Origin of the sequence: Domibacillus aminovorans, from assembly GCF_001643235.1 — a bacterium.
Taxonomy (GTDB): Bacteria; Bacillota; Bacilli; order Bacillales; family Domibacillaceae; genus Domibacillus; species Domibacillus aminovorans.
The window spans coordinates 62,097-75,088 of the sequence record NZ_LQWY01000016.1; the positions used below are offsets into that span (position 1 = coordinate 62,097).

Annotated in this window: 14 protein-coding genes and 1 pseudogene; 12 read left to right on the top strand and 3 right to left on the bottom strand. The window is 42.4% G+C overall.

Annotation, left to right across the window (positions count from 1 at the left end):
- Nucleotides 1-10 precede the first annotated feature (10 nt).
- From nirD to AWH49_RS19055, 7 genes and pseudogenes are all read left to right on the top strand, one after another.
- On the top strand, nt 11-328 hold the full coding sequence (gene nirD, locus AWH49_RS07600) for a nitrite reductase small subunit NirD (protein ID WP_063965198.1): 318 nt from the start codon (nt 11-13) through the stop codon (nt 326-328).
- Nucleotides 329-349: 21 nt separating this feature from the next.
- A pseudogene (locus AWH49_RS19935) lies at nt 350-433 on the top strand (SAM-dependent methyltransferase); the annotation flags it as partial.
- Nucleotides 434-657: 224 nt separating this feature from the next.
- Nucleotides 658-1,257 carry an alpha/beta hydrolase gene (locus AWH49_RS07605; RefSeq protein WP_063965199.1) on the top strand — a complete coding sequence of 200 codons (600 nt, stop codon included), beginning with the start codon at nt 658-660 and terminating at the stop codon, nt 1,255-1,257.
- 79 nt (nt 1,258-1,336) lie between these two features.
- Nucleotides 1,337-1,639 carry an AbrB/MazE/SpoVT family DNA-binding domain-containing protein gene (locus AWH49_RS07610; protein WP_063965200.1) on the top strand — a complete coding sequence of 101 codons (303 nt, stop codon included), beginning with the start codon at nt 1,337-1,339 and terminating at the stop codon, nt 1,637-1,639.
- 50 nt (nt 1,640-1,689) lie between these two features.
- Nucleotides 1,690-2,511: an undecaprenyl-diphosphate phosphatase gene (locus AWH49_RS07615; RefSeq protein ID WP_063965201.1), complete on the top strand. Its 822-nt coding sequence runs from the start codon at nt 1,690-1,692 to the stop codon at nt 2,509-2,511.
- Nucleotides 2,512-2,612: 101 nt separating this feature from the next.
- Entirely contained in the window at nt 2,613-3,881 is a 1,269-nt protein-coding gene (gene hflX, locus AWH49_RS07620) for a GTPase HflX (protein ID WP_018394493.1), read from the top strand.
- A gap of 40 nt (nt 3,882-3,921) precedes the next feature.
- Complete coding sequence (locus tag AWH49_RS19055) at nt 3,922-4,074, top strand: hypothetical protein (RefSeq protein ID WP_342341783.1); 153 nt, start codon at nt 3,922-3,924, stop codon at nt 4,072-4,074.
- Between the two features lie 29 nt (nt 4,075-4,103).
- Here AWH49_RS19055 and AWH49_RS07625 read toward each other — a convergent pair whose 3' ends face one another.
- The gene (locus tag AWH49_RS07625; RefSeq protein ID WP_063965202.1) at nt 4,104-6,275 is read right to left on the bottom strand and encodes an MMPL family transporter; all 2,172 of its coding nucleotides are present in this window, start codon (nt 6,273-6,275) and stop codon (nt 4,104-4,106) included.
- A gap of 338 nt (nt 6,276-6,613) precedes the next feature.
- On the opposite strand from AWH49_RS07625, the gene AWH49_RS07630 reads away from it, so the two are divergent.
- The 5 genes from AWH49_RS07630 to AWH49_RS07650 all read left to right on the top strand — a co-directional run bounded on the left by AWH49_RS07630 (nt 6,614) and on the right by AWH49_RS07650 (nt 10,775).
- A complete protein-coding gene (locus AWH49_RS07630) occupies nt 6,614-7,042 on the top strand; it encodes a MarR family winged helix-turn-helix transcriptional regulator (RefSeq protein ID WP_018394490.1) in 429 nt (142 codons plus the stop codon).
- Nucleotides 7,043-7,148: 106 nt separating this feature from the next.
- Entirely contained in the window at nt 7,149-8,099 is a 951-nt protein-coding gene (locus AWH49_RS07635; protein ID WP_063965203.1) for an ABC transporter permease, read from the top strand.
- Complete coding sequence (locus tag AWH49_RS07640) at nt 8,092-9,039, top strand: iron chelate uptake ABC transporter family permease subunit (RefSeq protein ID WP_063965204.1); 948 nt, start codon at nt 8,092-8,094, stop codon at nt 9,037-9,039. The genes AWH49_RS07635 and AWH49_RS07640 overlap by 8 nt, the downstream gene beginning before the upstream one ends.
- Nucleotides 9,039-9,797 (top strand): iron ABC transporter ATP-binding protein, encoded by a 759-nt coding sequence (locus tag AWH49_RS07645; RefSeq protein WP_063965205.1) that lies wholly within the window; start codon nt 9,039-9,041, stop codon nt 9,795-9,797. Before AWH49_RS07640 ends, AWH49_RS07645 begins: the two co-directional genes overlap by 1 nt.
- Before the next feature lie 18 nt (nt 9,798-9,815).
- Nucleotides 9,816-10,775, top strand: a complete 960-nt coding sequence (locus AWH49_RS07650) for a siderophore ABC transporter substrate-binding protein (protein ID WP_063965206.1) — start codon at nt 9,816-9,818, stop codon at nt 10,773-10,775.
- Between the two features lie 23 nt (nt 10,776-10,798).
- Here AWH49_RS07650 and AWH49_RS07655 read toward each other — a convergent pair whose 3' ends face one another.
- Nucleotides 10,799-12,229 carry a HAMP domain-containing sensor histidine kinase gene (locus tag AWH49_RS07655; protein ID WP_063965207.1) on the bottom strand — a complete coding sequence of 477 codons (1,431 nt, stop codon included), beginning with the start codon at nt 12,227-12,229 and terminating at the stop codon, nt 10,799-10,801.
- Nucleotides 12,216-12,899 carry a response regulator transcription factor gene (locus AWH49_RS07660; RefSeq protein WP_063965208.1) on the bottom strand — a complete coding sequence of 228 codons (684 nt, stop codon included), beginning with the start codon at nt 12,897-12,899 and terminating at the stop codon, nt 12,216-12,218. Before AWH49_RS07660 ends, AWH49_RS07655 begins: the two co-directional genes overlap by 14 nt.
- Nucleotides 12,900-12,992 lie beyond the last annotated feature (93 nt).

Sequence of the window (12,992 nt, forward strand, 5' to 3'; positions counted from 1 at the left end):
AGCAATCAAAATGGAAAAAACAAATGAGCGGATAAAGGTAGCTGTTTTGGATGAAATGCCGGAAAAAATTGGGCGGACTGTTCGAATTGGTTCACTTGAAATTGCTTTGTTTAAGCTAGCGGATGGCAATGTTCGTGCCATTGAAAACCGCTGTCCACATAAAGGCGGTGTGCTTGCAGAAGGAATCATCAGCGGCGAGCACGTTTTTTGCCCAATGCATGATTGGAAAATCTGTACGACAGATGGAAAAGTTCAGTCACCCGATGTCGGCTGTGTGAAAACATTTGCTGTGAAAATTGAAGATGGCAATGTGTTTATTTTAATTTAAATAAAGAAGGGGGCGGAATGGATGGGTAAAGTGTATCTCGTTGGGGCGGGACCAGGAGACCCGGACTTAATCACGGTAAAAGCACTAAAAGCGATTCAAGAAGCAATCAATCGGCAACCCAGCGATCATTATTGTTGGTGATATGGTGAAATGCCAAGAACTTTTACACCGACAAGAAGTAATAGAAGTGGGCTATTAATAGTGAATAATGACCTCGGCAAAGTGAATTTGTCGGGGTTTTTTTGTCTGAACGCACATACAATTGACGGATCAGCATTCATCCTGTAGAATTATCTTTAATTCGAGATAATAAAAACGGAGGAATTTAAATGAAACATATTTTTCAACAAGGAAAAAATGAGAACGTATTACTCATGCTGCATGGCACAGGCGGTACAGAGCAGGATTTACTGCCGCTTGCACAGGCCGTTGATCCGGAAGCATCTGTATTAAGCGTGCGCGGTAATGTACTGGAAAACGGAATGCCCCGGTTTTTCCGCCGTCTCGCTGAAGGTATTTTTGATGAAGAGGATTTAATTTTTCGTACGAAAGAACTGAATGAATTTCTTGATGATGCGTCAAAACAATATGGATTTAGCCGTGATTCAGTTATTGCGATCGGTTATTCAAATGGTGCGAACATTGCAGCAAGCCTGCTTTTCCATTATGAAAAATCATTAAAAGGGGCTATTTTGCATCATCCGATGGTGCCGCGCCGTGGAATAGAGCTGCCTGATTTAACGGGCACACCCGTCTTTATGGCGGCTGGAAAAAATGATCCTTTATGTTCGCCGCAGGAAACAGAAGAGCTGCAGCAACTGCTTGATCATGCAGGGGCAATGACGGCTGTCCATTGGGAACAAAATGGACATATACTGACAGGAACTGAAGTACAAGCAGCTACAGATTGGTACAAAAAGAATGCGTAATATACGCATTCTTTTTATTTTGACACAAATGAAAAATAATGTAATATTAATAGTACATATGGATCATTGGAGGCGGATGATGAAAGAAATAATTTTAAGACGAGTTGTCGATAAAGAAGGAAGAATCACCATTCCAAAATCAATGCGTACACAGTTGAGCATTCAAGGATCAGACCAGGTTGCGATGGTTTATGAACAGGAAAGCATTATCATGAGAAAATATGACTCTCATTTTGATGTGAAAGAAGAAAGAACGTGTTTTATGACAGGCATCGTATCAAAAGATCATAGGCATTTCAGTGGGGATATTGTGCTTAGTAAAGAAGGAGCGATCTGGCTGCTGGACGAAATCCAGTCTTATTGGATAAAAGTTGGCATATAATTCAAAACATGCTATTTTAAAGAGTGGAAATCAATAGAAGGAGCTATCATATGGACTTTATTACTCTTTTAAAAGCAGTTATTCTTGGCCTGGTTGAAGGATTGACAGAATTTGCGCCGGTATCATCAACTGGGCATATGATTATCGTGGATGATATGTGGCTGCAGTCACAAGCGTTTTTAGGGAAATATGCAGCAAACACGTTTAAAATCGTTATTCAACTCGGTTCCATATTAGCGGTTGTCGTCGTGTTTAGAAATCGATTTATTGATTTACTCGGGTTAAACAAAGAAACACGAGGACAAGGCGGACGGCTTCGGTTAACACATGTCATCGTCGGCTTGCTTCCAGCGGGTATTCTTGGTGTTTTGTTTGAAGACTATATTGATGAATATTTATTTTCAACCGAAACGGTGTTAATCGGCCTTGTTGTCGGTGCATTTTTAATGATTGCGGCAGATTTAATTGGTGGCCGTAAACGAGAAATAGAAACAGTCGACCAAATTACGTATGGACAAGCATTATCCGTCGGACTCATTCAATGTTTATCACTCTGGCCGGGCTTTTCCCGCTCAGGCTCGACGATTTCAGGCGGTGTTTTGCTCGGCATGAGCCATAGAGCCGCAGCTGATTTTACATTTATTATGGCTGTGCCGATTATGTTCGGCGCAAGCTTTTTGTCACTTTTGAAAAACTGGCAGTATTTCACGATGGATGCGATGCCGTTTTTCGTTGTCGGCTTTATTAGTGCATTTGTTTTCGCGCTTATATCCATTAAATTTTTCTTGAAATTAATTAACCATATTAAGCTTATTCCGTTTGCTATTTACCGGATTGTGCTGGCCGCTGTTATTTATTTCGTTTTTCTTTAAGCGGCGCTGTTTGATTTGCGCCATTAGGGCATGATAAGATAATAGAACGAATCAAAACCGCAGGCAGCCGTCTGCGGTTTTTTTACAACGGAGGAAAATAGATGAATGAAACGAAGCTGGATCAGCTAAAAGGGATCGTCGCCGGTGTGAATCTAGACAACGGGGATGATTTTGCCTATTCGATGGAAGAATTGAAAAACCTTGCAGAAGCGTGCGGTATTGATGTACGTGGTGAACTGACGCAAAACTTGCCGCGTATTCATTCGGCGCTTTACATGGGGACTGGCAAAGTAGAAGAACTGAAATCGCTTGCTGAATATGAGGAAGCAGACGTCGTCATTTTTGATGGGGAATTGTCTCCGTCGCAAATTCGGAACTTGGAAAAAGAACTCGATTGTGAAGTAATTGACCGGACGATGCTCATTCTTGATATTTTCGGACGGCGGGCAAAAACGAAAGAAGCGCAGCTGCAAGTAGAGATGGCACGTCTTCAATACATGTTGCCACGTCTTGTCGGTACGTACATTGCGCTCGGACGCCAAGGCGGCGGATCTGGTTTTAAAAACCGTGGGGCGGGTGAAACGAAGCTTGAGCTTGATCGGCGGAAAATTGAAACGAAAATTGCCTATCTCCGCAAAGAACTTGCGAAAATATCTGAACAGCGTACTGTGCAAAGGAAGCAGCGCAAGAAAAACAATATGCCGGTTGCCGCGCTTGTCGGGTATACGAATGCGGGCAAATCGACTGTCATGAATGCGATGCTGCAAACGTATGAGGGGGGCGGGTCAGAAGTATTTGAAAAAGACATGCTGTTCGCCACACTCGATACGTCTGTCCGGAGCATTACATTGCCGGATAAAAAAGAGTTTTTACTGGCGGATACAGTCGGATTCGTTAATAAACTCCCCCATCATTTAGTAAAAGCATTTCGCTCGACGCTAGAAGAAGCAGCGGCTGCGGATTTGCTTATTCATGTTATTGATGTGTCTAGCCCGCAGTACCAAACGATGATTGATATTACGGAAAAAACACTTGTTGATATCGGTGCAAAAGATATGCCAGTTATTTATGCATACAATAAAGCGGATCTTGCGGGCATTGATTACCCGGGAGCAGCCGGTAATTCGGTGTATTTATCCGCAAAAGAACGCGCAGGTATTTTGGAATTGACGGAAGTGATGAAAAGTCATTTGTTTAAAGACTACGTCCGCTGTGAATTGTTGATTCCATATGATGAAGGAGAAGTCGTCTCTTATTTCAACGAACAGGCCACGATTTTTGAAACGGCTTATGAGGAAGAAGGAACGAAACTGACCATTGAATGTCATCGATCAGATTATGAAAAATATAAGTCGTTTGTCGTAAAATAGTTGATTGTTTTGAGGAGGAAGCACTCCTGGGAAAAACGAAGTGTTTGCACTAGTCGCAGTTATCATTCCTGTTGATGGTGAAGAAGAACTTTCTGGTATTGGCCGTTATTACGGCGAGTGGGTGATTGGTGAATTTACAACTGTAAAATGGCTGTCTGTTCAAAAAAAGCCGCGTGAGTACCTATTCTCTTAATCTTAAAATAGGGAAACAGCCCGTCCATATCAGGAAGGGCTGTTTTTGTTTCGGTGACTAAAAGGCATCCACCAATTCGCTGCTCCGAGCAACTTCATTAAACTAGGGACAAGTAAAAGGCGGACAATTGTTGCGTCGATCGCAATGGCAATAGCAATGCCAATCCCGATTTGCTTAACAGGGGCTACGCCTGTAAAAGCAAATGCGCCGGTAATGACAATCATAATAAGTGCCGCAGACGTGATGATTTTACTTGTACTTGCCAATCCTTCAACGGTTGAATAGTTATTATCCCGCGTTTCTAGGTAAAACTCTCGAATGCGGGAAATAAGAAATACTTCATAGTCCATACTCAAGCCAAAGACGAGAGTAAAGACCAAGACCGGCATAATGAGTGAAATGTCCGTCGGCTCTAAGCCGAGATGTCCGCCCTGGAACAGCCAGACGAGAATCCCAAACGTGGAAGCCAGGCTGATCACATTCATTAAAATGGCCTTTAATGGAATGATAACGGAACGGAAAGCAGCCATTAAAATAAAAAACGTCGATATTAAAATGACAGCGAGCACCGGTATCACTTTATTATAAATTTCATCATACAGTTCCTGGTTAAACTTTGGATGACCACCGAATAAAACATCTATATCCCAATCAACTGAACTCCAATCTCTTACAATGGTTTGTGCAGCATCAGATGAAGCTTTTACATCAAGAGAAACAGGAATCAATAATTGATTACCTTTTATAAATTCATCGATAGCCGGCTGAAGTTGAACCGCTGTCTGGGAGTGTTCAAGCATTGCAGCAAGCTGTGAAGGGTCATCTACACCGCTTACTGAAAAAAGCGTCTCTGCGCCAGTTACATGGTGTTCCTTTTCAAAATCTCTCTGAAGTTGTTTCATTTCCTGTAAACCCTTTTCATTCAGCCATCCGCCATCGCGTTCAGCAATTGCAAAAATGGTAGAGGCGACATCCTGTCTAAATTCTTCTTCAATCGTATCGTATGCAGTGCGTGATTCAAAGGATGTGGGGAGTGCCCCGGCTTCAGGGATTGCGAGATTCATATTTTTGACCGGGATTATGCCGGCTCCGAGAAGCGCAAGTGCGGCAATGGCTATAAAAACAGGGCGCTTCATCACAAAACCGGCAAATGTTCGCCAACGGTTTGAAGCGTCCGTATTGATGCGGATAATTTTCCATTTATACACCCGGTCACCAAGCACCTTCAGCAATGCGGGCAACAATGTCATCGAACTGATAACCGCAATCGTAATAACAGTCATCCCACCGATTGCGATATTTTTGAAAATATCAATATCGATTAGTAAGACAGAACCGAGCCCAATAAACACGCATAAAGCTGAGAATAAAATTGAGTGCCCAGCTTTGGCAATGGTGACTGTCAAAGCGTCATCAATCGTTTTGCCATTCGAACGTTCTTCTTTATAGCGATTAATGAACAAAAGAGAAAAATCTATCGATAAAGCCAGACCGAGCATCGGGGTAATGTTTAAAATGAAAATGGCTAAATCAACCGAATCCGCTATAAGAGACAGGATACCAAATCCGATGACAATGGTCACTCCGCCGACGATGAGCGGCAAAATCGATGAAACAACTGTGCCTAGTGCCAGCAATAGCACAACGAGTGCAACAGGCAGACCGATTAATTCAGCACGCTTTAAGTCATCTTGGCTCGCTTTATTAATGTCTTTAGAAATAACAGGACCACCCGTTATTGAAACGCCTTCTTCATCTTTAATGATCAACTGAACTTCATCAATAATGGGATCCATCTCTAACGATTCGTCGTCATAATGAATGGCAGCATAAGCAACGTGTTCCTTCATGAATTCTTTATTTTCAAGAGGTGAATCGATTGCTGATGGGTCACCTGTTGCTTCAATATTGGATAATACTGACAAGATTTGATTTTGATATGATTCTGAAGACTCGTTTTCTGCCTTTTCAAACAAGACAAGCAACGTGTTTTCAGGGAAGTTGAATGTATCGTGCAATTCCCGTTGAACAACTTCATAGTCTCCGTCAGTCCGGAATCCGTCACCTTCGAGTTTTGATGGCAATTTTGATGCGAAAAACCCGAAAATAACAGCTGCCATAAGCCAAAATACTAGAATCAGTCGCCAGGAACGGACAATGATGGATGGTTGTTTATTCACGAATACAGCTCCTTTTTTCATCTATTTATCCATCATAACGGAAAGGAGTATTATGTGAAAATAATTAGAATAGAAATGTGTTGAAATGAAAATCATTATCATTTATAATGAAGTTTGCGAAAATTAATCTCATTTTAAAAAAAGAGGAGGATAATAAATTGAAAAAATCATTTTAACGATTTGCAGGGAATTAAGAGGCTCGTCCATATTTCTGGTTATGGGAATAAAAGGGAAGAGGTTGCACGAATAATTGGGTCAATAAACGAAACCTTTAGTTTGAAATGACTGACAAATACTTGTGCCAACAAGTTCTTTCCTTTACAATAAATATTGAGAGAAGCTGTCAAAGGAGAATGGTGATGTATAAGCTGGATGACTCGCTTGGATATAAGCTGTTTCAAAGCTCACGGGTTATGACGAATCGCCTGAACCATTATTTTCGCTTGAAAGGGTATCCGATTACGCATGAGCAGTGGCAGGTGTTAAGCCGGCTTTATGACCGTGATGGGCAGACGCAGCAATCGCTTGCAGTGTTAAACGAGAGGGATGAACCGAGCGTTTCACGGCTTGTGGCGAATATGGAACGGAACGGACTTATTGTCAGAAAGTCTCATAAAACGGATAAGCGGATAAATCTTGTTTATTTATCGGAAGAGAGCAAGCAGAGAAAGGACGTTTATACGGAAATCGCCCGCCGGACAATTGCCGATGCCTCTGCCGGCATTGATCCTGAAGAATTTGAAAGAACACTGAGGATATTGGATCAAATTCGTCGAAACTTATCTTGAAAGTACATTGCCGGTTTGCAATCGGCAACTATATTTTTTCTTTCAATTGATAATGAATCTCTCTATCACTATTTCATTGACGGCAATACGAAGGTTAGGAAATGCCATGAAAAAACGTTATTTAGTTGTAATGCTCATATTATTATCATTTGCATCGTTATTCGTCGGTGTCACAAACATTTCGCCATTTGATTTGTTCCGGTTTGATGATCACCAGACGCAAATCTTCTGGCAAAGCCGTGTACCAAGGCTGATCAGTATTTTAATTGCGGGTGTAACGCTTAGTATTAGCGGATTTATTATGCAGCAGTTAAGCCGCAATAAATTCGTGTCACCGACAACCGCAGGGACGATGGATTCAGCCCGATTCGGAATCTTAGTTTCGCTTGTTATCTTCACTTCTGCGAGTCCGATTGAAAAAATGATTGTCGCCTTTGTTTTTTCGCTTGCCGGTACATTTTTATTTATGAAAATTCTTGACCGGATCAAAATGAAAGATCCGATCTTTATCCCGCTCGTCGGATTAATGTTTGGGAATATTATCAGCTCGATTACGACATTTTTTGCGTATCAGCGTGATTTAATTCAAAATATGTCCGCATGGCTGCAGGGAGACTTTTCGATGATTACAGCTGGGCGCTACGAAATGCTTTATATTAGCATCCCGCTTGTAGTTATCGCGTACATATTTGCAGATCGGTTTACGATCGCTGGCATGGGAGAAGATTTTGCGCGCAACCTCGGCTTAAATTATAAGCAGGCGGTTAACGTTGGCCTTGTTATTGTGGCTTTATCAACAACATTGGTCGTGTTAACAGTTGGGCTCATTCCGTTCCTTGGGCTTGTCGTCCCGAATATTGTTTCGATTTATAGAGGAGACAATTTGAAAAACAGTCTATCTGACACGGCATTGCTCGGTGCGGTATTCATTTTGTTTTGTGATATTCTTGGCCGTATTCTCATCTATCCGTATGAAATTCCGATCGGCCTCACAGTCGGCGTCATCGGAAGCGGATTATTCATTTACTTGTTGATGAGGAGACGGGATTATGCGTGAAAAAAGCAAACTGATATTCTTATTGATTTTGGCAGGAGCTTCGATTGCTGGGTACATGTTCGTTGAACTAGGACCTAATTGGGATTATGCGCTGCCGCGCCGCGCGGAAAAGATTGCTGCCATTGTATTGACCGGAACGGTTATTGCGATTGCGACATTGTTATTTCAAACCGTCACGAACAACCGGATTTTAACACCGAGTATTATTGGTCTTGACTCGCTTTATATGCTTGTCCAGACAACACTTGTATTCTTTCTCGGTTCAACTAGTTTGACGGTCATGAACAAACAAATAAACTTTGCGATTTCGATCGGTTTTATGGTCGTTTTCGCACTCATACTATACCGGCTGTTATTTCGCCGTGAAGGGCAAAACATTTACTTTTTGCTGCTCTTAGGGTTAATTTTCGGTACGTTTTTTGGCAGCTTCACATCATTTATGCAAGTACTCATTGATCCGAATGAATTTCAAATTATTCAAGACCGCATGTTTGCGAGTTTTAATAATATTCAGACGGAAGTACTCATTATGGCCACTATTTTAACAGGTGCGACGCTGCTTTATTTAACGAAGTTCGTGAAATATTTGGATGTGTTGTCACTAGGAAAAGAAACAGCGATCAACCTTGGCGTTGATTACGATTACACGGTGAAACGTCTGCTCGTTATCATTGCGATTCTCATTTCTGTGGCCACTGCACTTGTCGGTCCGATCACATTTCTCGGACTGCTCGTTGTTAATGTCGCTTACGAGATGTTTAAAACATACAAGCATTCCACATTAATTGTTGCATCAGCGCTCGTGTCGATTGTTGCACTCGCTGCCGGACAGCTGCTCGTTGAACATGTGTTTACATTTTCTACACAGCTCAGCGTCATTATTAACTTTATCGGTGGCATCTATTTTATATATTTATTACTAAGGGAGAGTCGAACATAATGGTTGAAGTACAAGCGGTCTCGAAATCATACGGATTGAAAGCAGTCGTTGATAATGTGTCAGTCAATATTGAAAAAGGCAAAATTACGTCTTTTATCGGTCCGAATGGTGCCGGGAAGAGTACGCTACTCTCCATTATTAGTCGTCTCCTTTCTGCCGATACAGGGGAAGTGCTGATCGACGGGCAAAAAGTGAACGAAACGAAAAACCGTGATCTCGCGAAAAAAATAGCTATTTTAAAACAGTCGAATCATTTAAGTTTACGCCTGTCTGTCCGCGATCTCGTTTCATTCGGCCGTTTCCCATATTCACAAGGTAAGCTGACGAAAGAAGATCAAGTGTACATTGATGAAGCAATCCGCTACATGGAGCTTGAAGATATGCAGGACAAATATTTAGACCAACTATCTGGCGGGCAAAAGCAGCGTGCGTTTATCGCGATGACGATTGCCCAGGATACTGAATATATTTTGCTTGATGAACCACTTAACAATTTGGATATGAAACACTCTGTTCAAATTATGAAAGTGCTCCGCCGTCTTGCAGATGAGCTTGGCAAAACGATTTTGATCGTCATTCATGATATTAATTTTGCGTCTGTGTATTCTGATTACATCGTTGCACTGAAAGATGGCAAAATCGAAGCACAAGGAACAGTTAATGAAATTATTACAAGCCTTACATTAAAGCAAATTTACGGCATGGATATGCCGATTAAAGAAATTAATAATCAAAAAATTTGTGTTTATTTTAGCTAACAAGGAGACGAATTAAAAATGAAAAAGTATTTACTCTTGATTGTTATGGCGTTGTTCGCAATGATCGCGGCAGCCTGTAACTCCTCTACATCTAATGAAGAAAATGCAGAACCAGCTGAAAGTAATGAAAAACCGACAGAAATAACGGTTACCCATGAACTTGGTGAGACGACAGTTCCTGTTAATCCTGAAAAAGTAGTCGTGTTTGACTTTGGTTCACTGGATACGATGGCTGAGCTAGGTATTGAGCCAGTTGGTCTTCCGAAAGAAAACATTCCAGAGTACTTGTCAAAATTTGAAGATGAAACGTACGCAAATACAGGCAGCTTGAAAGAGCCTGACTTTGAAAAAATTAACGAATTGGCACCGGATTTAATCATCATTTCCGGCCGTCAAATGGACCTTTATGATCAATTTGCAGAAATCGCTCCGACGGTTTACCTCGCAGTGGATACAGCGAACTACATGAAGTCCTTTAAATCAAATGCTACGACAATTGGCGAGATCTTTGGCAAAGAAACAGAAGTAGAAGAGAAGTTAGCAGCAATCGATGAAAAAGTAGCAGCGTTGAACGAAAAAGCGTCAACGATGGAAGGAAACGGCCTTGTCATTCTGGCAAATGAAGGGAAAATCAGTGCATACGGTCCAGCATCACGTTTTGGCATCATTCATGATGTATTCGGCGTAAAACCAGCAGATGAAAACATTGAAGTATCGACTCATGGACAAAGTATCTCTTTTGAATACCTTGTTGAAACAGATCCGGATTACTTGTTCGTTGTTGACCGCGGTGCTGTTGTAACAGAAGGCGAGTCTTCTGTGAAGCAAGTGGTTGAAAATGATCTTGTGAAAAATACGAAAGCAGTAGCGAACGATAATGTGATCTATCTTGATCCTAACGTATGGTACTTGTCAGGCGGCGGACTTCAATCCGTTCTCGCGCAGGCTGATGAAATCGAAAAAGGAATTACAAAATAATGAAAACAGCGATGACATTGCCGTCATCGCTGTTTTTTTGCGGTTAATGTAAAGGTTGTGCCTAGTTGTGATGTTTCTTTCAGCATTAAGTCGCCATCCATCGCCCGTGCGAGAAGCTGGCTGAATGGGAGGCCAAGTCCAAGCCCACGCACTTTGAATTTTTTGTTTTCACCACGATAAAACCGTTCGAAAATGAGTGTTTGCTCAGATAAAGGGATCCCGATTCCAGTATCGATCACATCAATGGAAGCAAACTCTTCGTTATCATGCACTCGTATCGTCATTCCTCCAGTACCTTCAAGCGCATGAGCTGCGTTGTTCAATAAATTCATCATAATTTGCCGAAAACGAACGGGATCGGTCAAAATGTACATGTCACGGTCAGACGGATAAAAATGAACAGGAATGCCGTCCGAATTCCGCGCCAAATTCCATTCATGTACGATGTCGCGCGTTAATGTGTTTGCTTCATGAGGAGCAGTTGAAACAGGAAGAGCATTGGCTGCAAATGTATTAAATTCGAGCAGGTCGTTAATCATTGTTTGCATCCGCTCTGTTTCATTTAATGAAATGGTAATAAACTCTTGTGCCTCATCGCCGGTGACGACGCCGTCTTTCACTGCCTGTAAAAGCCCGCTTATGGATGTGACAGGTGTTTTTAGTTCATGTGTGACACCGGCAAGCAGTTCTGCTCTTATCGATTCAAGCTGTTCAAGGCGGATAGCCATATCGTTAAAGGATGTAACAAGATCGTATACTTCCTGCTCTTTCGCTTTAGATGGCATAAGTGACACGCCGTAATTGCCGTCGCGAATTTCTTTCGCAGCAGCTGCGGCTTCACTGATTGGGCGTGCGAGGCGGCGTGATAAAATGTAAATTGCTGCCCAGCCAAGCAATCCGCTTCCTAAAATAAGCAAAGCAAGAAGCCGGTATTCGTCGTTTAAATCCGCAAATTCATCTTCGGGCTGAAGCATCACGACCCATCCGAATGTGACCTCATTAACGGTAATTGGCTTTTTAATTAAATAAACAAGTGTATGGTTGTCATCGATACCGGGAAATGTCTGCACATCGTGTTTCTTTTTTAAAATAACATCTGGAAAAGCGTCTTTGCTGTATAAGTCATGATCGCTTGCCGACAAAATAGCTCCGGTTGCATCGGTAATATAGATAGAAGGCGGGGCTTTCATGTTCATCAGTTCATCACGCGCATCGATCATATTGTCATCAATGTACGTTTTGGATTTATTGCCCTCCTGCTGGCTTCCAGCAATCCTGCTGGCGAGTTCGGCGGCGAGAAATTCTGACACATCGAGCCTGTTTTCAATCGTCGTATGCCGGATCCAGACGACAGACAGCATGGCGAGTATGAGCAAGCCAAGTGCAAGCGTGATGGCATAGCGTGTCGTCCAGTAGCGGAGAAGCGAAATGCGCCGCTCTTTACTCTTCCACAACAAACTGGTACCCCAATCCACGCAGCGTTTTAATTTCCCCTTCAGTGGATGGCCATTTCGCCAGCACTTTCCGAATCCGCTTCACCGATAAATCAACGGCCCGGTCACTGCCGTCGTAATCGTGTCCCCACACTTCATCGAGCAGCTGCTCCCGCGTAAATGTCCGGTTTGGTGCAGCTGCTAAAAATAAAAATAACGATAAATCACGCGGTGTGAATGCAACTTCATTGTCGAATAACGTGATACGATGCGCCTTAAAATCAATCGTCAAGTTTCCATATGTATGGGCCGTTTCTGCTGGCTTTCCATCGTCAGACCGGCGTAAAACAGCCCGTACGCGCGCGATCATTTCATCAGCGATAAATGGCTTTGCAATGTAATCATCCGCACCGCCATCAAGACCATCCAACCGGTAATTCACGTCATTCAGCGCTGTCAGCATAATAACTGGACACGCACTCTCTGCACGAATTTCTTTTAAAACAGCCCAGCCGTCCTTTCCTGGCATCATGACGTCAAGCAGGACGAGAGACGGTGAGTTGGCATGAAATTTTTCGATCGCTTCTGTGCCGCTGTACGCCTGTATAACGTGAAAGCCCGCTTTCACGAGATATACTTTTAACACTTGGCTGATCGCCGGTTCATCTTCTGCAACTAAAATCGTTGGCATCTTTAACACCTCATTTTGATTAAATTATATAATGAAAGTCATCTGAACGTGAACAAATAAGTACAAGCGTGATGAAATCTACTTAATCGTGAG

Bases quoted from the DNA above. Each gene is read 5' to 3' on its own strand.
- nirD (WP_063965198.1), top strand. From the start codon at position 11: ATGGAAAAAACAAATGAGCGGATAAAGGTAGCTGTTTTGGATGAAATG.
- AWH49_RS07605 (WP_063965199.1), top strand. From the start codon at position 658: ATGAAACATATTTTTCAACAAGGAAAAAATGAGAACGTATTACTCATG.
- AWH49_RS07610 (WP_063965200.1), top strand. From the start codon at position 1,337: ATGAAAGAAATAATTTTAAGACGAGTTGTCGATAAAGAAGGAAGAATC.
- AWH49_RS07615 (WP_063965201.1), top strand. From the start codon at position 1,690: ATGGACTTTATTACTCTTTTAAAAGCAGTTATTCTTGGCCTGGTTGAA.
- hflX (WP_018394493.1), top strand. From the start codon at position 2,613: ATGAATGAAACGAAGCTGGATCAGCTAAAAGGGATCGTCGCCGGTGTG.
- AWH49_RS07625 (WP_063965202.1), bottom strand. From the start codon at position 6,275: ATGAAAAAAGGAGCTGTATTCGTGAATAAACAACCATCCATCATTGTC.
- AWH49_RS07630 (WP_018394490.1), top strand. From the start codon at position 6,614: ATGTATAAGCTGGATGACTCGCTTGGATATAAGCTGTTTCAAAGCTCA.
- AWH49_RS07635 (WP_063965203.1), top strand. From the start codon at position 7,149: ATGAAAAAACGTTATTTAGTTGTAATGCTCATATTATTATCATTTGCA.
- AWH49_RS07640 (WP_063965204.1), top strand. From the start codon at position 8,092: ATGCGTGAAAAAAGCAAACTGATATTCTTATTGATTTTGGCAGGAGCT.
- AWH49_RS07645 (WP_063965205.1), top strand. From the start codon at position 9,039: ATGGTTGAAGTACAAGCGGTCTCGAAATCATACGGATTGAAAGCAGTC.
- AWH49_RS07650 (WP_063965206.1), top strand. From the start codon at position 9,816: ATGAAAAAGTATTTACTCTTGATTGTTATGGCGTTGTTCGCAATGATC.
- AWH49_RS07660 (WP_063965208.1), bottom strand. From the start codon at position 12,899: ATGCCAACGATTTTAGTTGCAGAAGATGAACCGGCGATCAGCCAAGTG.